The sequence below is a fragment of the Kitasatospora sp. NPDC018058 genome (assembly GCF_044327205.1).
In the GTDB taxonomy this organism is placed as follows: Bacteria; Actinomycetota; Actinomycetes; order Streptomycetales; family Streptomycetaceae; genus Kitasatospora.
Genome location: NZ_JBIRFA010000007.1, coordinates 23,064 through 43,908 on the forward strand (window position 1 = coordinate 23,064; position 20,845 = coordinate 43,908).

Below are 20,845 nucleotides of genomic sequence, written 5' to 3' on the forward strand. Positions count from 1 at the left end.
TTCGTACGGCCCCGGGCCTACTCGCTCTTGATGGCGCCCAGGATGTCCATCTTCGCCGCCTTGTAAGCGGGCCAGAGGGCGGCCACCAGGCCGACTACGGCGGCCGCCAGCAGGAAGCCGAGGATCTGCAACGGCGGTACCTCGGTGGTGATGCCCTTGAAGGTGTCCGCCAGGGTGCGCAGGCCCGCCCAGGCGACCACGATGCCGAGGACGACGCCGACCAGCCCGCCGAACAGCGCGATCAGCAGCGACTCCAGCCGGACCATCCGGCGGATGCCGAGCCGGTCCAGGCCGATCGCCCGCAGCATGCCGATCTCCCGGCGGCGCTCGAAGACCGACATCGCCATGGTGTTGACGACGCCGAGCACCGCGATCACCACGGACATCCCGAGCAGCCCGTACATCATGTTCAGGATGCCGGTGACGATCTGGCGGTTCTCCGCCTTGATATCCTTCTCGCTCTTGACGGCGATCAGCGGGTTGCCGCCGGTCGCGTCGCGCAGCGCCTGCTTCAGCTTCTCGGTCGGGCCGTCGGTGCCCTTCACCAGGACCCGGTTCGGACCGGTGCCGGGTGCCGCGTGCGGGCCGACCACGGCGTCGGGGGCGACGATCCCGGCCAGCGAGCTGTTGGACTCCAGCACGCCGCCGACGGTCAGCGAGCCCTTGGTGCCGTCCGGGTAGGTGACGGCGAGCGTGTCGCCGACCTTGTAGCGGGTGCGCCCGGCGGAGCCGGAACCGACCAGCAGCTTGCCCTGCTTGAGGGCGTCCGCGGCGCCCTCCTTGACCTTGACGGTGGCCAGCTGGTCGATGGTCGCGGCGTCCACCGCCGTCATCCACTCGGTGTCCGCGCCGTCCGAGTCGTCCGAGCCGTCCGCGCCGTGCGAGCCGTCCGCGCCGTGCGAGCCGGTCGTCACCGGGATGGTGCGCTCCACGCTCATCGCGCTGACGCCGGGCGCCTTGGCGATCTGGGCGGCGACCTCGGGGGAGAGCATCGAGAAGTTCTGCATGGTGACCGTGAAGTCGGCCTTGAGGTCGCTCGCGGTCTCCTTGTCCACGGCCTTGTTCACCGAGGCGCCGACCACGGTCAGTGCGGTGATCAGGGTGACGCCGATGGTCAGCGCCGAGGCGGTGGCGGCGGTGCGGCGCGGGTTGCGGATCGCGTTCTCCTTGGCCAGCCGGCCCGGGGTGCCGTACAGCCCGCGCAGCAGCGGGGCGAACAGCGCTATCAGCGGCCGCGACAGCAGCGGGGTCAGCACGAACACACCGATCAGCAGCGCGCCCGCGCCGGCCCCGACCAGCTTGACCTCCTTGCTCGCCGCACCCGCGGCCAGCGCGGCCGCGCCGGCCAGGGCGAACACCAGGCCGATGGTGTTGCGGACCACCAGGCTCTTCTGGGTGGCGGGCTGCTCGGCCGAGCTCATCGCCGCCACCGGGGCGATCCGGGAGGCGCGGCGGGCCGGGAGCCAGGCGGCGACCAGGGTCACCAGCACGCCGACCGCGAGCGCGGCGATGACGGTGCTCGGGGCGATCACCAGCGGGCCGTCCGGCAGGTTGGCCTCCAGCGGGCCGTTCAGCAGGGCCTGGAGCCCGGCGGCGATGCCGATGCCGGCCACCAGACCGGCCACCGACGCGGTCAGGCCGACCAGCGCCGCCTCGATCTTGACGGAGCGGGTGATCTGCTTGCGGCTGGCGCCGATGGCGCGCAGCAGGGCCAGTTCCTTGGTGCGCTGGGCGACCAGCATGGTGAAGGTGTTGGCGATGATGAAGATGCCGACGAAGAGCGCGATGCCGGCGAAGACCAGCAGGGCGGTGCTCATGCCCTTGGTGCCCTGCTGGATCATCCGGTCCTGCTCGTCGGCCAGTTCGCGGCCGGTCCTGGCGTCGAGGTTGTTGCCGTGCGGGACGGTCTGCTTGACGGCGGCGAGCAGCGCGGAGTCGTCGGTGCCCGGCTTGGCCTTGACGTCCAGCTCGCCGAAGCGGCCCGGGCTCAGGTAGAGCTGCTGGGCGGTGGCGCTGTCGAACGCGGCCAGCGAGCCGCCGGCCACCACACGCGGGTCGTTGGTGCGCAGGGTGCCGGTGAGCTTGAGCTCCATCACCGGGCCGTTGACGGCCACCCGGACGGTGTCGCCGACCTTGTAGCCGCCCTTCTCGGCGGTCCTGGCGTCCAGTGCGATCTCGCCGGCGCTCTTCGGGCCGCGCCCCTCGACCAGCGGGTAGCGGGGGTCGGTGCCGTCGGCGCCCGGCACGTAGTTGGTGCCGGTGGTGGAGAAGCCGTTGCCGATCAGCGCGCCCTTCTTGTCGGCGATGCCGGCGAAGCCGCTGACCACCCCGCGCACGTCGGCCACGCCGGGCAGCGCCGCGACGGCCTTGCGGGTGTCCTCGGTGAGGGTCGGGCCGGTGTGGGCCTTGGTGCCGTGGTCGTAGCCGCGGCCGACGGCCTCCCGGTCGCTGACCGTGACGGCGATGTCGGTGTAGCTCTTGGAGTTCTGGGACCTGAGCGCGCTGCCGAGCGTGTCGGTGAAGACGAGCGTGCCTGCCACGAAGGCGGTGCCGAGCATGACGGCGAGCGTCGTCATGAGGAGTCGGCCCTTGTGGGCCAGCACATTGCGTAGAGCGGTGCGGAACATGGGGGAGTGTCAGTCCTGGGGGTGCTCGTGGTTCGGTGGCGTCGGGGTTTCGAGCCGGGTCAGCTGGTGCGGCCCTTGGCGTCGAAGCGGCGCATGCGGTCCAGGACGGTGTCGGCGGTGGGGCCGTGGAGTTCGTCGACGATCCGGCCGTCGGCGAGGAAGACGACGCGGTCGGCGTAGGAGGCGGCGACCGGGTCGTGGGTGACCATGACGACGGTCTGGCCGAGTTCGCGTACGGAGTTGCGCAGGAAGGAGAGGATCTCGGCGCCGGAGCGGGAGTCGAGGTTTCCGGTGGGTTCGTCGGCGAAGATGATGTCGGGCTTTCCGGCGAGGGCGCGGGCGCAGGCGACGCGCTGCTGCTGGCCGCCGGAGAGCTGGGAGGGGCGGTGGCTGAGGCGGCCGGAGAGGCCGACGGTGTCGACGACGCGGTCGAGCCAGGCCCGGTCGGCCTTGCGGCCGGCGATGTCCATCGGGAGGGTGATGTTCTCCAGTGCGGTCAGCGTCGGCAGGAGGTTGAAGGCCTGGAAGATGAAGCCGATGTGGTCGCGGCGCAGTTGGGTGAGCTGCTTGTCCTTGAGGCCGACGAGTTCGGTGTCGCCGATGGTGGTGGAGCCGGAGGAGACGGTGTCGAGGCCGGCCATGCAGTGCATGAGGGTGGACTTGCCGGAGCCGGAGGGGCCCATGATGGCGGTGAACTCGCCCTGGGGGAACGCGACGCTGACGTTGTCGAGGGCGACCACGCGGGTCTCGCCCTCCCCGTAGACCTTGTTCAGGCCGGTGGCGCGGGCGGCCGCCCGGCCGGTGAGGACTGCGGTTGCGGGGAACGTCACGTGGACTCCTGGGATGAATCGGATCTTCCTACCGTTCCATCCTCCCAAGCCGTTCGAATGTGACGTGTATGCCGAGGAGGCGACCGACCCCCGCCGACCCGGCGGTGCGACGGGGGCCGTCTCCTCCTCAGGTATGACGCCTCTCCCTGAGGACCGAAGTCCCCGGCGGGCTATTCCACCGCGACGCCGAAGGCGGTGGCCAGCCCGGCCAGGCCGTTCGTCACCGCGCGGCCCGAGGGTGCGAACTGCCAGCCGCCGTCGGCCCGTCGGAACGCACCCAGGAGCATCGCCGAGTCCGGGATGCCGCCGTTGGCGCCCGGCCACTTGGCCGGTCCGGCGGCGCCCGGCCCGTACGAGGCGGCTACGGCGAGCCCGTACACGTAGCCGAGCGGCAGCGCCGGGGGCTCCTCCTCCTCGGTGGAGACCGCGACCACCACCTCGTCGACGGCGGCCGGCAGCCGGTGCAGGTCCAGGGTCAGCCGGGCCGCCCGGGTCGGCTCGCCCGGCACCGAGCGGGTCGGGTGCAGCCGGACGGCGCCGTCCGGGTCCTGCGGGTTGTTGAAGAACACGAAGTGCTCGTCGCTGAGCACCCGGCGCCCGGAGCAGAGGAAGGCGGTCACGTCCAGCTCCACCGCGTCCCCGCCGGCGGTGCGGCTCTGCCAGCTGACCGTGAGGGCGCTCTGCGCGGCGGGCGGCTCCTCGCGGGGCTGCTCCCGGGCCGGGGCCGGGGCGCTCCCGCCGCCGAGGCGGCCGCGCAGCCCCTGCTCGGCCAGCAGCTCGACCAGTTCCGGCCCGCTCAGCAGGGTCAGCGGCTTGCCCTCGATGTAGCTGTACGAGCCGCGGCCGAAGCCCGCGGTGGTGACCAGGATGCCCTTGATCGCGCCGTGGTGGCGGACGGTGGACTCCAGGTCGCGCACGGCCGTCGGCGGGACGGTCTTCTTGTAGCGCTTGGCCTGGATCACGATCTTGCCGCCGGTCACCGGGTCCAGGTCCTCGGCGATCACGTCCACCCCGACGTCACCGCTGCGGGCCGTGGTCATCACCCGGAAGCCGCGCAGCCGGAACAGCTCGGCGATCAGCTCCTCGAACTCGATCGGGTCCATCTCGAAGAGGTCCGGCTCGTCCTCGCCGCCGTGTCCGGCCAGGCTCCCGCCGACCGTCTCCGGCAACCGGTCCGGCTTCACCTCGTCCAACCGCTCCGGCCGTGCGGACACCTTGCCGCCCAGGCCCTGGAAGCACTCCACCGGCGCCACCCGGTCCAGCGCCAGCCCGGCGAACTCGGCCCGGGACACGGTCAGCGTGGACAGGAAGCGCTCGGCCTCCCGGCCGGTCATCGGGTCGATGCCGAGGACGAAACCGTTCAGCACCACCGAGTCCAGCATCCCGTCCCGGTCCGCCCGGAACAGCTCCGCGGCCACCCGCAGCGCCGACTGCGCCAGCACCTCCCGGTACAGCGCCTTGCGCTCGGTCGCCGGGCGGGCCACCTCGGCCTCGCGGTCGTCCGTCTTCACGTACCGCACCCGGGAGGCTGCCGGCACCACGTCCGGACCGGGCAGCTCCCAGTTCACCACCAACTGACGGCCGGTCGCCTCCCAGGCCGCCACCAGCCGGTGCGGGAAGCCCTCCGGCCAGGCCGCCGAGGCGTACAGCCCGGCCGTGAAGTACTCCTGCACCGCCTCCGGCTCACCCGCCCGCAGCCGCCGCAGCAACTCCTCGGTACCGGCCCCGCGCTCCTCCTCCTCGCGGCGGAAGCGCTCCGCCCAGGCCAGGTACTCCTGGTGGTACGCGGCCAGCCGACGCTGCCGGTCCGCCTCCCGCGCCTGCGCGGCGTACCAGTCCTGCTCGAACCGGGCCCGGGCCTGGGCCACGTACTGCTCGTACTGCCGCCGCACCCCGGCGTTGCGGGCCTGCACCGCGTCCGGCGGCGGCACGTGGTAGGCGGCGGAGCTCTGGTCGGGCATCGGCACCGGCTCGCCCAGCGGACCCGGATCGAACGGCGGCACCGGGCGCGGCGCCAGCAGCGCCTGCGGCCCGAACCCCGGCGCGGCCAGGCCGGCCGCCAACAGCCCGCGCAACTCCTCGACCCGGGCGTCCAGTTCGGCCGTCTGCCGGGCCGCCTCCGCCTCCCGCGACTGCTGGTACGCCCGCTGCGCCTCCCGCTCGTTACGGGCGGCCGCCCGCTGCGCCTCGCGCTGCGCGCGCTCGTGCCGGCGCAACTCCGCCGCCTCGGCGCGCCAACGGGCCTCCTCCCGACGCTGCTGCTGCCGCTGCGCCTCCGCCCAGACCGCCAGCACCCCGCTGTTCCGCCGCCCCGCCACCGTCCACCCCTTCGCGCTCCGCACCGACCCGGCCGCCCGCGCCACCTCCCGGCGACACCGCCGACCGCGCCCGCCACAATAGAACGTGGACACCCCACCGGGCCAAGCGCCTACGACCTGCGGGGCTTCCGCCCGGGCAGCCGGGCACCTTCGCCCCGACGGGGCATCAGCTCCCCTCCGCCCCGCACCCCCGCCGTCACGGCCTGCGCCCCCGGAAGGTGCGGCGCAGGCCGTCGACCCAGGCCTCGACCCAGGTCCCGGGGCCTCCCGGGGGACGAAGTGCCCGCCATGCTCCTGGGCGGTGAGGTTGAGGTCAACGCTGTCAGCGGCGGCAGGTAGCCTCGCCTGATCGAGGACCTACAGGGAGGGATGCCCGTGACGATCCCCGCACCGCAGCACCCGGACCGGCCCGCCGGCTGGATCTCCACCGGCCTGAGCTGGCACGACGGCCGGGCCCTGCTCGGCGCCGTGCGCGGCACCACGGTGCACGAGCGCGCCGTCGCCCCGGGTACGGAGGTCGGCTGGCTGCTCGGGGGCCCGCGCCGCTGCACCGGGGCCTGGCTGGCCGGGGCGACGGAGCGCACGCCCTGCCCGCACCGCGCGGTGATCGACCCGGACGGCAGCGCGACGCAGTGCCCGGCCTGCCAGAGCGTGGACCGGGGCCTGGCCCTGGCCCGGGACCAGATCCTGGACGACGGCCGCACCTATCTGCTCTACCTCGCCTGGTTCGGCGAGGGCCTGCTGAAGATCGGCCTGACCGCGGAGCAGCGCGGCGACAGCCGACTGCTCGAACAGGGTGCGCTGGCGTACGCGTTCACCGCGCGCGGCAGCCTGCCCGCGATCCGCCGCGCCGAACTCACCGTCGCCGCCTCGGGGATGGCCCGCGAGCGGTTCAAGTCCCGGTTGAAGACGGATCACTGGTGGGCGCACGGCGACGCCGCGTACCGCCGTACGGTGCTCACCGAGGCCCGCGTCCAGGCGCACCGGCTGCTGGACGGCCACGCCCTGGAACTGCTCGCCGACCGCCCGGTGGTGGACCACGTCGACCGCTTCGGCCTGAGCGGCGGCGCCCCCGAGGGCTACCGGGAGATCGCCGGGCTGACCGCGGGGGCGGTGATCGCGGGCACGCTGCGTCCGCCGGTGGGGCGGCACCTCTTCCTGGACCAGCCGGACGGCTCCGGCCCGCTGCTGCTGGACACCCGACGGCTCACCGGCTGGACGCTCACGCCGGTCACCGGCCGGGGCTCGGCGGGGCTGGTCCTGGAGGGGAGGGTCCGCCCGCCGGAGCCGGACACCCAGGAGGCGCTGTTCTGACCCCGGCTGCCCCCCCTGACCCCGGAGGAGGGCCTGGGCCTGCGCGAACTCACCCTCTTGCTGGACGACTTCGGCAGATCGGCCGGCGCCCGCGGCAGGCGCCGGCCGACCGGTCAGCCGCTGATCAGGGCGAGCAGTTGGTTCGCCAGGCCCAGCGCGGGCGCGGCCGCATCGCCGATGCTCTGCGTCACGCCGGCCAGCAGGAGGAGGGTGTTGCGCCAGCCGCGCTGCTCCTCGGAAGCCGGGTCGCGTAGTACGGGGAGGGTCTCGGTGAGGCTTTGCCGGTCCTGCTCGTGCACCCGCGAGTCGTGCGCCAACTCGGCCACCTCGGCGGCGAGCCGGGCGAACATCGCGGCGATCTCGGGCGGCAGGGCCTCGCCGGCCTGGCCGTTGTTGTGCTGGACGCCGACGTTGTGGTGGCCGCCGTGGATGGTGACGCTGTCACCTATGTGGAACTGCGGGTTGCTGCCGCTCATTTGCTGACTCCCGTGTTGCCGTTGCCGCCGTAGATGTTGACGCTGTCGCCGAACTGGTAGTGCCGCAGGTCGACGATGATGCTGCTGACGAACTGCTGGAACTCGATCTGCGGGTTCTCGATCGCCCGCGTGACGGCGGCCTGCAGTTCGTACGCGGGCCCCGGCGATTCCCAGGCCAGCAGCGCGGTCGGTGGTCCCGCCGTGTCGACGGTCAGCGCGTACAGGCGGTTCTGGCGCAGGACCGGAAGGGTGGCGAACACGAAGTAGAGCACCACGGCGATCAGCGCCAGCACCACGGGCCACCCCGAGTCGGAGCCCTGCTGGCCGCCGCCCAGTGCGCCGGCGGCGGCGCTGTTGGCAGCATTGAGCAGGAACGCGGCCGTCAAGACCGTCCCCGCGAACTTGAAGAGACGTCCGATCGCGCCGAACTTGTCCGGCACGATGATCGTGATGCTCGCCCGGGCGACGGTCGCCAGCGGGTACGCCGCTTCCCCGACCCAGAGGATGCGCTTGGTCACGGCCACCCGGATGGTGCGCCGGGTGGGTGAGAACACCGGGGGTGGGACCGGTGCGGCCGCTGGTGGAGGTGGCGACGGTGGCGGCGGGATGAACGGAGTGGGGCCGGTGTGTCCGGCCCAGGTCGAGCCAGCCGGTTCGGTCGGCTGCATGGCGCCCCCCAAGGCTCTCAAACGAGGTACGACAATAAACCAGCATGTTTGAGCCATGCACAAGTTTGGTGCCGTGAACGAACTTTGATTGACCGTCAGATCGGACGATGCCTCGTTCGACCGCTCGGCCGGGCCGCCCCCGGTTCAGCCCAGCCTGCTGCGCACCCCGCCCGGCCCCGAGCGGGCCCGGCGCGACAGCGGCGGCCGGGACGGGCGGACGTCACCGCGCCCGGCGGCCGGCTCGACGGCCTCGGCGGCCCGGCGGGCCAGCACGGCCCGGGCGGAGGCCAGCGCGATGCGGGCGAGCACCGGGTCCTCCCGCTCGCCCGCCGAACGCTTGGCCGTCTGACAAGACGTGCACCAGACCGGCGAAGCCGGTCCGTCCGGATAGACCATGCCCTCCGGCGGCAGGTAGTGCCCACCGCACTCGAAACATTCGAAGACCAACCTCATCCGACGATCACCGTCCCGGATCCGTGGCACCGACCGCAGGGCGACCAGAAGGTGTGAACCCTGGGCACCATGCTTCCTTCCTCGTCCAGTTCGACCGTTGCCTCGGTCTTCTGGGTCCCCCCGGACCCGCCGCAGCCGGAGCAGGACTGAACCTCGGGCATATGCCGTCCTTCCGTAGCGGAGGACCACCGTAGCGCGATTTCCGGTCGTGCAGCACCGCTCCCGGCGATCCACCACCCTTACGGGGAGCGTGAGATGCCCGCGCACGCCCGGCCGCAAACGGCGTCGGTCCCCCGCACGAGCACCTGTGCGAGGGACCGACCGACCATGGGGGAGAGGGTCAACTGCGGGCGGCCCGCAGGAACTCCCGGTTCATCGCCGCGATGCTGGGCAGCGGGATGCCCTTGGGGCAGGCGGTGGCGCACTCGCCGGTGTTGGTGCAGCCGCCGAAGCCCTCGGCGTCCATCGCCGCGACCATGTTCCGCACCCGGGCGGCGCGTTCGGGCGCGCCCTGCGGGAGCACGTTGAGGTGCACCACCTTGGCGGACGTGAACAGCATCGCCGAGCCGTTCGGGCAGGCGGCCACGCAGGCGCCGCAGCCGATGCACTCGGCGTGCTCGAAGGCGGTGTCCGCGGCCTCCTTGGGGACGGGCGTCGCGTGTGCATCCGGGGCGCTGCCGGTGGGGGCGGTGATGTAGCCGCCGGAGCCGATGATCCGGTCGAAGGCCGTGCGGTCCACCACCAGGTCCTTGACCACCGGGAAGGCCGCCGCCCGCCAGGGCTCGACGTCGATGGTGTCGCCGTCCTTGAAGTGCCGCATGTGCAGCTGGCAGGTGGTGGTCCGCTCGGGGCCGTGCGCCTGGCCGTTGATGACCATGCCGCAGGCGCCGCAGATGCCCTCGCGGCAGTCGTGGTCGAAGGCGACCGGCTGGTCTCCGCGGGTGATCAGCTCCTCGTTGAGGGTGTCGAGCATCTCCAGGAAGGACATGTCCGGGCTGATCCCGCTGACCTGGTAGGTGGTCATCGACCCGGGTGCGTCCGGGCCCGCCTGGCGCCAGATGCGCAGGGTGAGGTTCATGCGTAGCTCCGCTGGGTGGGGTGGACGTACTCGAAGTCGAGCGCCTCGCGGTGGAGGACGGGTGCCGCGCCGGTGCCGGTGAACTCCCAGGCGGCCGCGTAGGTGAACTCCTCGTCGCGCCGGGCGGCCTCGCCCTCGGGGGTCTGGCTCTCGGTGCGGAAGTGGCCGCCGCAGGACTCGGCGCGGTGCAGCGCGTCCAGGCACATCAGCTCGGCCAGCTCGAAGTAGTCGACCAGTCGGTTGGCCTTCTCCAGCGACTGGTTGAGCTCCTGGCCGGTGCCGGGCACCTTGATCCGGCGCCAGAACTCCTCGCGCAGCTGCGGGATCCGCTCCAGCGCACGCTTCAGCCCGGCCTCGTCGCGGGCCATCCCGCACTCGTCCCAGAGGAGTTCGCCGAGTTCGCGGTGGAAGGAGTCCGGGGTGCGGTCGCCGTCGACAGAGAGGATCAGGTTGAGCCGGTCCTCGACCTCCGCCTCGACCTCGGTGAGCACCGGGTGGTCGGCGGGCACGGCGGCCAGCGGGTGGCGGGCCAGGTAGTCGTTGAGGGTGGGCGGCAGGACGAAGTAGCCGTCGGCCAGGCCCTGCATCAGCGCGCTGGCGCCGAGCCGGTTGGCGCCGTGGTCGGAGAAGTTGGCCTCGCCGACCGCGAACAGGCCCGGGATGCTGGTCTGCAGGTCGTAGTCGACCCAGAGCCCGCCCATCGTGTAGTGGATCGCCGGGTAGATCCGCATCGGCACCCGGTACGGGTCCTCGGCGGTGATCCGCTCGTACATGTCGAAGAGGTTGCCGTACTTGGCCTCCACCGCGTCCCGGCCCATCCGGCGGATGGCGTCCGCGAAGTCCAGGTACACGCCCTGCCCGCCGGGGCCGACGCCGCGGCCCTCGTCGCAGACGTTCTTGGCGGCCCGGGAGGCGATGTCGCGCGGCACCAGGTTGCCGAAGGACGGGTAGATCCGCTCCAGGTAGTAGTCCCGCTCCTCCTCCGGGATCCGCGCGGGCGGGCGGTCGTCGCCCTTGGCCTTGGGCACCCAGATCCGTCCGTCGTTGCGCAGCGACTCGCTCATCAGGGTGAGCTTGGACTGGTGGTCGCCGGAGCGCGGGATGCAGGTCGGGTGGATCTGGGTGAAGCACGGGTTCGCGAAGTAGGCGCCGCGCCGGTGGGCCCGCCAGATCGCGGTGGCGTTGGAGTTCTTGGCGTTGGTGGAGAGGTAGAAGACATTGCCGTAGCCGCCGGTGGCGAGGACGACGGCGTCCGCGGTGTAGCTGGTGATCTCACCGGTGACCAGGTCGCGGGCGACGATGCCGCGGGCCCGGCCGTCGACCACCAGCAGGTCGAGCATCTCGGTGCGCGGGTGGATCTCCACGTTCCCGGCGGCGATCTGCCGGGAGAGCGCCTGGTAGGCGCCGAGCAGCAGCTGCTGGCCGGTCTGGCCGCGGGCGTAGAAGGTCCGGGAGACCTGCACGCCGCCGAAGGAGCGGGTGTCCAGCAGGCCGCCGTACTCGCGGGCGAAGGGCACGCCCTGGGCCACGCACTGGTCGATGATCTCCACCGACACCTGGGCCAGCCGGTGCACATTGGACTCGCGGGCACGGAAGTCGCCGCCCTTGACGGTGTCGTAGAACAGCCGGCGGACCGAGTCGCCGTCGTTGCGGTAGTTCTTGGCCGCGTTGATGCCGCCCTGGGCGGCGATCGAGTGGGCGCGCCGGGGGGAGTCCTGGAAGCAGAACTGGACGACGTGGTAACCCTGTTCGGCGAGGGTGGCGCCGGCCGCGCCGCCGGCCAGGCCGGTGCCGACCACGATCACGGTGTGCTTGCGCCGGTTCGCCGGGTTGACCAGCTTGGCGTCGAACCGCCGTTGGTCCCAGCGCTGTTCGATCGGTCCGGCGGGGGCCTTGGTGTCGGCGATCGACTCGCCGACGGTGTACTCCAGGTAGCTCACTTCACCACTCCGAACATCACGGCCACGGGGACGGACAGGAAGCCGGCCGTCAGCACCAGCGCCAGGCCGTTAGCGGCCAGCTTCAGCACCTTGTCGCGGCGGGCGTTGTTGGCACCGAGGGTCTGCGCGGCGCTCCAGAAGCCGTGCCGGATGTGGAGGCCGAGGGCCAGCATCGCGACGATGTAGATCACGTCGCTGTACCAGCGGCCGAAGGTGCCCACCACGTTCTGGTACACGTGCCCGTGCTCGGCGACCGGGTTCACCGTCAGCGTGGTCAGGTCGAGGATGTGCCAGACGATGAACAGCGCCAGGATCACCCCGCCCCAGCGCATGGTCCGGGTCGCGTAGCTGGCGCGTCGGCGCTGGTGCACGTACTTGCTCGGGCGGGCGGCCAGGTCACGGCGGCTGAGCTGGTAGGCGGACACGCCGTGCAGCACGACGGCGGCCAGCAGGCCGACCCGGGCGATCCACAGGAACCACTCGTGGCCCAGGATCGGCTGGCCGATGGTGCGCAGCCAGGCCGCGTAGCCGTTGATGTCGTCGGCGCCGAAGAAGACCTTGAGGTTGCCCAGCATGTGCGCGACCAGGTACAGCAGCATGACCAGTCCGGTGACGGCCATGACGGCCTTCTTGCCGACGGTCGACCGCCACAGGGTCACCAGGGTGGACGGATGCCGGCCCGTCCTCGTCGCGGTTGTCATGTCGGCAACGGTAGGGAGGGCCGCCAGGGTGCGTCCAAGACATGCTGCGGCTGGTGACGATAGCCGTGGCCTATCGAAGCCGCCTAAGCTGGTCATGTGCAGCTCCAGCAACTCCGCTACTTCCTGGCCGTCGCCGAGACCCGGCACTTCACCCGGGCCGCCGAGGCCGCGCACGTGGCCCAGCCGTCACTCTCGCAGCAGATCCGGGCGCTGGAGCGGGAGTTGGGTGCCGAGCTGTTCCACCGCACCCGCGGCAACATCGCGCTGACCGACGCCGGGGACGCCCTCCTGCCGCTGGCCCGGCGCATCCTCGCGGACACCGAGAGCGCCCGGCTCGCCGTCCAGGAGACGGTGCAGCTGCGCCGTGGCCGGGTACGGCTGGGGGCGCCGCCGAGCCTGTGCACCAGCCTGGTGCCGGACGTGCTGCGGGTGTTCCGGGACCGCTACCCGGGCGTGGCGCTGGGGGTGCGCGAGGGCGGCTCGCGCGACCTGGTGCGCTGGCTGGCGGCGGGGGAGCTGGACCTCGCGCTGATCATCACCCCGCCGAGCGGGGAGGCGGCCCCCGCCCTCGCGGTCACCGAACTGCTGCACGAGGAACTGGTGTTGGTCTCCGCCACGGGGCGCGCCCGGCGCACCGTGCGGGTGGCCGAACTCCAGGGGCGGCCGCTGGTGATGTTCCGGGAGGGCTACGACCTGCGCGAGGCGACCCTGGCGGCCTGCCGGGCGGCCGGGTTCGAGCCGGAGTTCGCGGTGGAGGGCGGCGAGATGGACGCGGTACTCGGCTTCGTCCGGGCCGGGCTCGGACCGGCCGTCCTCCCCGGCATGGTGGCGGCCCGCTCGGGCCTGACCGTCACCCCGTTCGCCGGGCCGGGCCTGGGCCGCACCATCGCGGTCGCGCACGGGCACGAGGTGCCGCTCACCCGCGCCGCCGAGGCGCTGCACACCACCCTGCTGGCGCACCTGCGCGCCGCCGCCCGGGACGGCGAACTCCCGCCGGGCACCAGGCTGTTGCTGCCGTGAACGGCCCGGGCCGGCCGCTACCGGTCCGGTGGCATCTCCGCCGGGTCCAGGGACAGGGTGAACCAGGTCGTCTTCCCCTCCACGGCGGGGCGCACGCCCCAGTTGTCGGCGAGGGCGTCGACGAGCAGCAGGCCGCGGCCGGACTCGTCGTCGTTCTCGGCCAGACGGGGCTGCGGCAGGTGCGGGCTGCGGTCGGCAATCTCGATGGCGAGTTCGGAGGCGTGCCGGTACAGGCTCAGGCGGACCGGGCCCTTGGCGTGCTGGACCGCGTTGGCCAGCAACTCGGAGGTGAGGAGTCGGGCGTCCGCCGCCCGGTGGACTTCGCCCCAGGACGCGATGACCTTGCCGACGAAGGCCCGGGCCTCGGGCACCGAAGCGGCGATGGCGGGCAGGTCGATCGCGGCGGTGGCCAGGGGCGCCTGGGGGAGTCGGGCCAGGAGCAGGGTGACGTCGTCGTCGTGTTCGGCGGCGTCGGGGAGCACGACGCCGAGGACGTGGTCGGCGGCGGCCTCCAGGTCGCTGGTGGCAGCCAGAGCACCGGTCAGGATCGCGGTCAGGTCGGTGAGCCGCTGCTCGATGTCGCTCCCGGGGGTCTCGATCAGTCCGTCGGTGTAGAGGGCGAGGGTGGTGCCGGGCGGCAGGACGACGGAACTCTGCTGGTGCGGTACGCCTCCGACACCGAGTGGAGCGCTCACCGGAGCGGGCAGGCGGCGCACCCGCTCGCCGGGGGCGGTGATCAGGACGGGCAGGTGCCCGGCCGAGCAGACGGTCACCTCCCGGGTGTCCGGAGCGATGACGAGGTAGCAGCAGGTGACGAGCTGGTCGGGGACGTCCAGGCCGGCGACGAAGGTGTCCAGGGCGTGCATCAGTCGCCGGGGTTCCAGCCCGATGGCCGCCAGGGCGTGGGCGGCGGAGCGCAGTTGCCCCATCACGGCGGCCGCCTCCAGGCCGCGGCCCATGACGTCGCCGATCATGATTCCCACCCGGCCCGCGCCGAGCGGGATGAGGTCGAACCAGTCGCCGCCCACACCGGCGCCCTGGGTGGCGGGCCGGTACCGGTGGGCGGTGGCGAGCCCGGGGATGGAGGGGGGTGTGCCCATGAGGCTGCGCTGGAGGGTGAGGGCGATGTGCCGCTGCTGTTCGTAGAGGGCGGTGAGTTCGGCCTCGACCCGCTTGAGGTCGCTGATGTCGCGGATGATGGCGCACGCACCGGTGACGGTGCCGTCGGCGCTGCGGGTGGGCCAGAGCGTGACGTCGACGTCCAGCAGCCGACCCGACCGGGTGACCCGTAGGGTTCCGACGTGCTCGACCTTCTCCCCGCCGCACAGCCGGTCGAGGATCGCACCGACCTCGTCGGTCCGGTCGGTCGGTGCCAACAGACCCACGTGCCGGCCGATGGCCTCGGCGGCCGTATAGCCGTACATCCGGTGTGCGGCGGCATTCCAGTAGGTGATGTACCCGTCGAGGGTCATGGCGAGGATGGCGTCCTGGGAGGACTCGACCAGTCCGGCCAGTTCATTGATGCGCTGCTCGGCGGCCTTCCGCTCGCTGACGTCACGGACAGCTGCGGACACCAGCGGCCCGTCGACGGTTTCCAGAGGGCTGAGGCTGATCTCGACCGGGAACTCGGTGCCGTCCTTGCGCAGTCCGTGCAGCTCCAGCCCGGCGCCCATCGGGCGCAGCTGTCGGTTGGCGGCGTAGTGCTCGCGGTGGCGGACGTGGTGCCCGCGAAACCGGCCCGGGACCAGCAACTCCACCGGCTTTCCCAGGAGTTCCTCGCGGCGGTAGCCGAACAGCGCCTCGGTCTGCGCGTTGACGAGCCTGATCGTCCCGGTGTCGTCCACGATGACCATGGCGTCGGGCGCCGCCTCCAGCAGCCCGCGGAAGAGTTCTTCGGCGACCACCGACGTACCGCTTCCGGGTCTGGCCGGATCAGTCGTTGCCCCGCCCGCTTCTGCCATGTCGACCTCAACCGCCTCGATGTCGGTGGTGATTTCGGGCAATCCCAGCGCAATTCCGGCCCTCCCGGGCCGGGTTTCGCCTAATGGCGCTGCATTGTTCGAACGGTTGTGTGCGATGTCGGAAAACGACCGTCCGGACGGGGCGGCGGCAGGTCGGCCGCGGTCCTGGGCGTGGCCTCCGAGCAGGCAGATCAAGGTGAGGAGAGGACAACCGGTCACCGACGAGAGCGGGCGGGATGGAACATCGAAGGGGCTCAGATCACGGGGATCATCGGCCCGATCCCCGGGAGCGGTACCAGTGTGGCAGGCCAACGTCCGCAGCCTGCGGACGAGTCGGGGTAGCCGGAAGCATCGACCCTTCGAACGGCCTTCGCGACGTGCTTCACAGGGCGATGGTGGCCTGCGTCATTCAGGACGCTCGCCGGCTCAGCACGGCGATCCGACTCGCGCAGTGTGACGAATGACGTCGACAGCCCGCGCGACCGTCTCTCGGCCGTCGGCGACTCCGAACACTTCCCCGAGGTCTCGGGTGTGGCCCGCGACCTCATGTTCTCTGACTCACACCCGCGTGAGCCGGTTCGAAGGCCCGTCGGCTGTGTGACGGGGTGGAGGATACGAGGTTCGAACTCCTGAGGGGTTGCCCCCGACACGCTTTCCAAGTGTGCTCGAGCGCGAAGGCCCGGGGCTGCGGGCCCCGGGCCTTCGTCGTGCCTGCGGTCAGGCCGGCAGCACGGCCTCGATCGCGGCGATCAGCTCGTCCGACTCCGGCTCGACGCGGGGGCGCAGGCGCGCGACGACGGTGCCGTCCGGCGAGATGAGGAACTTCTCGAAGTTCCAGCTGACGTCCCCGGCCTGGCCCTCGGCGTCGGCGACCCGGGTCAGCTGCTGGTAGAGCGGGTGCCGGCCGTCACCGTTGACGTCGATCTTCTCGAACAGCGGGAAGGTCACCCCGTAGGTGGTGGAGCAGAAGCTCTGGATCTCCTCGGCGCTGCCCGGCTCCTGCCCGGCGAACTGGTTGCAGGGGAAGCCCAGCACGGTGAACCCGCGCCCGGCGTAGCGCTTCTGGAGGTTCTCCAGGCCGGTGTACTGCGGGGTCAGGCCGCACTTGGACGCGACGTTGACGATCAGCAGCGCCTTGCCCTTGTAGTCGGCTAGGGAAGCGGCCTCGCCGGCCAGGGTGTGCAGCGGGATGTCGTACAGGCTCACGGTGGTGGTCCTCTCAGCAGGTCGGTAGCGGGTTTTCGCCCGGGCACACGGTAGCGGCCCCGGACGGCTCAACCGTGCCGGTGCCGCCGGTGTTCCGGCTGCGAGGGGGCGTACGGAGCGGCTCGTACGCCCCCTCGCGACCGGTCGAGCGCGACCGGTCAGAGCGCGAGCGGCTTGATGGCCGTCGGCGCGTGCTCGGGGAGGGTGGCGAGCTCCTCGAACTCGTTGACCTTGTCGATGTCGGTGCCGCTCATCGAGATGTTGGTGACCCGCTCCAGGATGGCCTCGACCACGACCGGGACGCGGAACTCGGCGGCCAGCTTCTTGGCCTCCTCGAAGGCGGGCAGCAGGCCCTCGGGTTCGGTGACCCGGATCGCCTTGCAGCCCAGGCCCTCGGCGACCTTGACGTGGTCCACGCCGTACACGCCCAGCTCGGGGGCGTTGATGTTCTCGAACTCCAGCTTGACCTGGAAGTCGATGTCGAAGTTGCGCTGGGCCTGGCGGATCAGGCCCAGGTAGGAGTTGTTCACCAGCACGTGGACGTAGGGGATCCGGTGCTGGGCGCCGACCGCCAGCTCCTCGATCATGAACTGGAAGTCGTAGTCGCCGGACAGTGCGACGATCTGGCCCTCGGGGTCGGCGGTGGCGACGCCGAGCGCGGCCGGGATGGTCCAGCCGAGCGGGCCGGCTTGGCCGCAGTTGATCCAGTGGCGCGGCTTGTAGACGTGCAGCATCTGGGCGCCGGCGATCTGGGACAGGCCGATGGTGGTGACGTAGCGGGTCTCCGGACCGAAGGCCCTGTTCATCTCCTCGTAGACGCGCTGCGGCTTGAGCGGCACGTTGTCGAAGTGGGTGCGGCGCTGCAGCTGCGCCTTGCGCTCCTGGGTGGAGGCGGCCCAGGCGCTGCGGTCCTTGAGCCGACCGGCGGCCTTGAGCTCCTCGGCGACCTGGACGAACAGCTCCAGGGCGGCCTTGGCGTCGGAGGCGATGCCGAGCCCGGGGGCGAAGATCTTGCCGATCTGGGTGGGCTCGACGTCGACGTGGACGAACGTGCGGCCCGCGGTGTAGACGTCCAGGCCGCCGGTGTGGCGGTTGGCCCAGCGGTTGCCGATGCCGAGGACGAAGTCGGAGGCGAGGAAGTTCTCGTTGCCGTAGCGGTGTGAGGTCTGCAGGCCGACCATGCCGGCGTTCAGCTCGTGGTCGTCCGGGACGATGCCCCAGCCCATCAGGGTCGGGACGACCGGGACGCCGGTCAGTTCGGCGAACTCCAGCAGCAGCGCGGAGGCGTCGGCGTTGATGACGCCGCCGCCGGCCACGATCAGCGGGCGCTCGGACTCCTGGAGCAGCGCGACGGCCTTCTCGATCTGGATCCGGTTGGCGGTCGGCTTGTAGACCGGCAGCGGCTGGTAGGCCTCGGGGTCGAAGTCGATCTCGGTCAGCTGGACGTCGATCGGCAGGTCGATCAGGACCGGGCCCGGACGGCCGGAGCGCATCAGGTGGAAGGCCTGCTGGAACACGCCGGGGACCTGCGCGGCCTCCAGGACGGTGGTGGCGGCCTTGGTGACGGGCTTGGCGATCGAGGCGATGTCGACGGCCTGGAAGTCCTCCTTGTGCAGCCGGGCGACGGGCGCCTGGCCGGTGATGCACAGGATCGGGATGGAGTCCGCGATCGCCGAGTACAGGCCGGTGATCATGTCGGTGCCGGCCGGGCCCGAAGTGCCGATGCACACGCCGATGTTGCCGGCCTTGGCCCGGGTGTAGCCCTCCGCCATGTGGGAGGCGCCCTCGACGTGCCGGGCGAGGGTGTGCCGGATCCCGCCGGAGGCCTTGAGGGCGGCGTAGAAGGGGTTGATCGCGGCGCCCGGCACGCCGAAGGCGACCTCAACGCCTTCGAGCTTGAGGATCTCCACGGCCGCGCGGGCGGCTGTCATACGAGGCATCGAATCTCTCCTGCGTCGGCCCGCAGTGGCTCGGAGGGCTCATCTCCTGAATTCCACCATACGGAAGAACGGTTTCTGTATGTGGAAGCACGGTAGGGTCGGGCCCGTCGGAGCGTCAAGGGGGGATTCAACAGAATGTGGAAGCGGGTGGCGGTCGGGTGAACGGCGAAGGTTCGTACACCTGAGCCTCGTTCGTGCTGGTGTGCCCGGGGAAGCGGACGCTCCGGCCCGGAAAGCGCCCCCGGTGTGCAGCGAGGGTGAAGGGATCGTGCCCGAGGTCGGTCCGCCCCGCGGACCTGGGTACCGTCGGTGGCACGCCGGGCCCGTGACGTCCAACTGAGGCCGCGGCAAGGGGGTTTGGGAGCGCCGAGGAGCGGGGGAAGTCCGCCGGCGGTCCCGTCCAGGACCAGCGCGCCCGGTCCCGCCGCACCCGAGCGGGGGACGCGCCCCCCGGCCGCACCGACCCGACATCCGCCGCCGCCCTCCGGCCCGCCCGGACACGCGGCCGTACCGCTGTCGCCCCCCACCGTGCGGTCCTCCTGGGCTCTTCTCCCCCCTGCGTCCTGCAAACGGCTCCTCTCTGCGCCCTGTCTGTGCCCTGCAAACGGCGTGCCCGCAGCGGCGGGTACGCGGAAGGAACGTCCCCATGCGCTGCACCCCTGCCCGACCCCCGGCGGTGACCGGGTGAACCGACCGCCGCACCGGCCCGGTCGTCCGCCGGGCCGCCCCCGTAAGAACGCCCCGCCGGGCCGCCGCCGGCCCCCACTCGCCGCGCTGCGTGCCGTGCCCTGGCAGCACGACCTGCCCGCCTCGCTGGTGGTGTTCCTCGTCGCCCTCCCGCTCTGTGTCGGGGTGGCCGTCGCCTCCGGCGTCCCGGCCGAACTGGGACTGGTCACCGGGATCGTCGGCGGCCTGGTCGTCGGCGCCCTGCCCGGCAGCAGCCTGCAGGTCAGCGGGCCGGCCGCCGGACTGACCGTGCTGGTCGCCGACGCCGTCCAGGACTTCGGCGTCGGCGCGCTCGGCCTCCTGGTGCTCGGCACCGGCCTGCTCCAGCTGGCCATGGGCGCCCTGCGGCTCGGCCGCTGGTTCCGGGCGATGTCCGCCTCCGTGGTCCACGGCATGCTGGCCGGCATCGGGCTGACCCTGCTGTTCGGCCAGCTCTACGCGCTCGCCGACCGCCGCGCCCCCGCCACCGGGCCGGAGAAGATCGCCGGAGTGCCCGCCCTGCTGACCGACGCCGTCACCGCCGCGGCCAACCCGAGTGCGGTCGCCCTGGGCCTGGGCACCCTGCTGGTGCTCGTCGCCTGGAAGCACCTGCCGGGCCGCCTGGTTCGTGCCGTCCCCGCACCGCTGGCCGCCGTCGGCCTGGCCGCCGCCGTCACCGCCGCGGCCGACCTGTCGGTGGCCCGGGTCCGGGTCGCCGGTCTGCTCGACGTCGTCCACCTGCCCGAACGCGACTCGCTGGGTGCGCTGGCCGGCACCGCCGGGCTCGGCACGGTCGTCGCCTTCACCCTGATCGCCTCCGCCGAGACCCTGTTCAGCGCCGCCGCCGTCGACCGGATGCATCACGGCCCGCGCACCGACTACGACCGCGAACTCACCGCCCAGGGCCTCGGCAACACCGTCTGCGGGCTGCTCGGCGCCCTGCCGATGACCGCGGTGATCGTGCGCAGCGCGGCCAACGTCCAGGCGGGCGCCCGCACCAAGGCCTCGCGCGTCCTGCACGGGCTCTGGCTGCTGCTGTTCACCGCGCTGCTGCCCGGCGCGCTCGGGCTGGTCCCGCTCACCGCGCTGGCCGCCGTCCTGGTGCACGCCGGCGCCAAGCTGGTGCCGCTGCGCCGGATCGCCGCGCTCTGCCGCGGCCACTGGGGCGAGGCGCTGGTGCTCGGGGTGACGGCGGCGGCGATCATCGCCACCGACCTGTTCGAGGGGGTGCTGATCGGCGTCGGGCTGGCGGTGGTGAAGTCCGCCTGGCAGACCTCCCACCTGCAGATCGCCGTGGAGGAGGTGGTGCTGCCGGGTGGGCGGCCGCTGCACCGGGTACGGCTCAGCGGCAACGCCACCTTCCTTCGGCTGCCCCGGCTGCTGGACACCCTCGAACGGCTGCCGGGCGACCGCCCGGTGGAGCTGGACTGGTCCGGGCTGCGCCATCTGGACCACGCCTGCACCCTGGCCCTCACCTCCTGGGCGGCCCAACACCGCGCCCGGTCCACGGCGCCCCTGGCCGTCGAACCGCCGCTGCCGACGGTGGCCTGAGAGTCCGTCCGGTTAGCCTGGTCGCGGCCCGGCGAAGGTCCGGGCCGTGACCGGTGC

15 protein-coding genes are annotated in these 20,845 nt (G+C 72.3%); 3 read left to right on the plus strand and 12 right to left on the minus strand.

What is annotated here, in order from left to right; all coding sequences use genetic code 11:
* Nucleotides 1-17: 17 nt before the first annotated feature.
* From ACH4E7_RS11640 to ACH4E7_RS11650, 3 genes are all read right to left on the minus strand, one after another.
* On the minus strand, nucleotides 18-2,627 hold the full coding sequence (locus ACH4E7_RS11640; protein ID WP_396248849.1) for an ABC transporter permease: 2,610 nt from the start codon (nucleotides 2,625-2,627) through the stop codon (nucleotides 18-20).
* A 59-nt stretch (nucleotides 2,628-2,686) separates the two neighbouring features.
* Nucleotides 2,687-3,457, minus strand: coding sequence for an ABC transporter ATP-binding protein (locus ACH4E7_RS11645; RefSeq protein WP_396248850.1), 771 nt, complete (start codon nucleotides 3,455-3,457; stop codon nucleotides 2,687-2,689).
* Between the two features lie 170 nt (nucleotides 3,458-3,627).
* The gene (locus tag ACH4E7_RS11650) at nucleotides 3,628-5,775 is read right to left on the minus strand and encodes a restriction endonuclease (protein WP_396248851.1); all 2,148 of its coding nucleotides are present in this window, start codon (nucleotides 5,773-5,775) and stop codon (nucleotides 3,628-3,630) included.
* Nucleotides 5,776-6,150: 375 nt separating this feature from the next.
* On the opposite strand from ACH4E7_RS11650, the gene ACH4E7_RS11655 reads away from it, so the two are divergent.
* Nucleotides 6,151-7,089: a DUF2797 domain-containing protein gene (locus ACH4E7_RS11655; protein ID WP_396248852.1), complete on the plus strand. Its 939-nt coding sequence runs from the start codon at nucleotides 6,151-6,153 to the stop codon at nucleotides 7,087-7,089.
* Between the two features lie 113 nt (nucleotides 7,090-7,202).
* Here the strand turns inward: ACH4E7_RS11655 and ACH4E7_RS11660 are convergent, their stop codons facing one another.
* From ACH4E7_RS11660 to ACH4E7_RS11685, 6 genes are all read right to left on the minus strand, one after another.
* On the minus strand, nucleotides 7,203-7,565 hold the full coding sequence (locus tag ACH4E7_RS11660; protein WP_396248853.1) for a hypothetical protein: 363 nt from the start codon (nucleotides 7,563-7,565) through the stop codon (nucleotides 7,203-7,205).
* On the minus strand, nucleotides 7,562-8,083 hold the full coding sequence (locus tag ACH4E7_RS11665) for a DUF6232 family protein (RefSeq protein WP_396248854.1): 522 nt from the start codon (nucleotides 8,081-8,083) through the stop codon (nucleotides 7,562-7,564). Before ACH4E7_RS11665 ends, ACH4E7_RS11660 begins: the two co-directional genes overlap by 4 nt.
* A gap of 294 nt (nucleotides 8,084-8,377) precedes the next feature.
* A complete protein-coding gene (locus tag ACH4E7_RS11670; RefSeq protein ID WP_396248855.1) occupies nucleotides 8,378-8,686 on the minus strand; it encodes a hypothetical protein in 309 nt (102 codons plus the stop codon).
* 340 nt (nucleotides 8,687-9,026) lie between these two features.
* Entirely contained in the window at nucleotides 9,027-9,764 is a 738-nt protein-coding gene (locus ACH4E7_RS11675) for a succinate dehydrogenase/fumarate reductase iron-sulfur subunit (RefSeq protein WP_396248856.1), read from the minus strand.
* The gene (locus ACH4E7_RS11680) at nucleotides 9,761-11,704 is read right to left on the minus strand and encodes a fumarate reductase/succinate dehydrogenase flavoprotein subunit (protein ID WP_396248857.1); all 1,944 of its coding nucleotides are present in this window, start codon (nucleotides 11,702-11,704) and stop codon (nucleotides 9,761-9,763) included. The genes ACH4E7_RS11675 and ACH4E7_RS11680 overlap by 4 nt, the downstream gene beginning before the upstream one ends.
* Nucleotides 11,701-12,405 (minus strand): succinate dehydrogenase cytochrome b subunit, encoded by a 705-nt coding sequence (locus tag ACH4E7_RS11685; RefSeq protein WP_396248858.1) that lies wholly within the window; start codon nucleotides 12,403-12,405, stop codon nucleotides 11,701-11,703. The genes ACH4E7_RS11680 and ACH4E7_RS11685 overlap by 4 nt, the downstream gene beginning before the upstream one ends.
* Nucleotides 12,406-12,501: 96 nt before the next feature.
* Here ACH4E7_RS11685 and ACH4E7_RS11690 point away from each other — a divergent pair, with 96 nt between their 5' ends.
* Complete coding sequence (locus ACH4E7_RS11690) at nucleotides 12,502-13,425, plus strand: LysR family transcriptional regulator (RefSeq protein WP_396248859.1); 924 nt, start codon at nucleotides 12,502-12,504, stop codon at nucleotides 13,423-13,425.
* A 17-nt stretch (nucleotides 13,426-13,442) separates the two neighbouring features.
* Here ACH4E7_RS11690 and ACH4E7_RS11695 read toward each other — a convergent pair whose 3' ends face one another.
* The 3 genes from ACH4E7_RS11695 to gcl all read right to left on the minus strand — a co-directional run bounded on the left by ACH4E7_RS11695 (nucleotide 13,443) and on the right by gcl (nucleotide 18,532).
* The gene (locus ACH4E7_RS11695) at nucleotides 13,443-15,386 is read right to left on the minus strand and encodes a PAS domain S-box protein (protein ID WP_396249108.1); all 1,944 of its coding nucleotides are present in this window, start codon (nucleotides 15,384-15,386) and stop codon (nucleotides 13,443-13,445) included.
* A gap of 717 nt (nucleotides 15,387-16,103) precedes the next feature.
* Entirely contained in the window at nucleotides 16,104-16,592 is a 489-nt protein-coding gene (locus tag ACH4E7_RS11700; protein WP_396248860.1) for a glutathione peroxidase, read from the minus strand.
* A gap of 158 nt (nucleotides 16,593-16,750) precedes the next feature.
* Complete coding sequence (gene gcl, locus ACH4E7_RS11705; RefSeq protein ID WP_396248861.1) at nucleotides 16,751-18,532, minus strand: glyoxylate carboligase; 1,782 nt, start codon at nucleotides 18,530-18,532, stop codon at nucleotides 16,751-16,753.
* 774 nt (nucleotides 18,533-19,306) lie between these two features.
* On the opposite strand from gcl, the gene ACH4E7_RS11710 reads away from it, so the two are divergent.
* Nucleotides 19,307-20,788 carry a SulP family inorganic anion transporter gene (locus ACH4E7_RS11710; protein WP_396249109.1) on the plus strand — a complete coding sequence of 494 codons (1,482 nt, stop codon included), beginning with the start codon at nucleotides 19,307-19,309 and terminating at the stop codon, nucleotides 20,786-20,788.
* Nucleotides 20,789-20,845: the final 57 nt, after the last annotated feature.

Excerpts from the sequence above, each read along its gene's own strand:
- ACH4E7_RS11640 (WP_396248849.1), bottom strand. The coding sequence starts at position 2,627 with ATGTTCCGCACCGCTCTACGCAATGTGCTGGCCCACAAGGGCCGACTC.
- ACH4E7_RS11660 (WP_396248853.1), bottom strand. The coding sequence starts at position 7,565 with ATGAGCGGCAGCAACCCGCAGTTCCACATAGGTGACAGCGTCACCATC.
- ACH4E7_RS11670 (WP_396248855.1), bottom strand. The coding sequence starts at position 8,686 with ATGAGGTTGGTCTTCGAATGTTTCGAGTGCGGTGGGCACTACCTGCCG.
- ACH4E7_RS11675 (WP_396248856.1), bottom strand. The coding sequence starts at position 9,764 with ATGAACCTCACCCTGCGCATCTGGCGCCAGGCGGGCCCGGACGCACCC.
- ACH4E7_RS11685 (WP_396248858.1), bottom strand. The coding sequence starts at position 12,405 with ATGACAACCGCGACGAGGACGGGCCGGCATCCGTCCACCCTGGTGACC.
- ACH4E7_RS11695 (WP_396249108.1), bottom strand. The coding sequence starts at position 15,386 with ATGGCAGAAGCGGGCGGGGCAACGACTGATCCGGCCAGACCCGGAAGC.
- gcl (WP_396248861.1), bottom strand. The coding sequence starts at position 18,532 with ATGCCTCGTATGACAGCCGCCCGCGCGGCCGTGGAGATCCTCAAGCTC.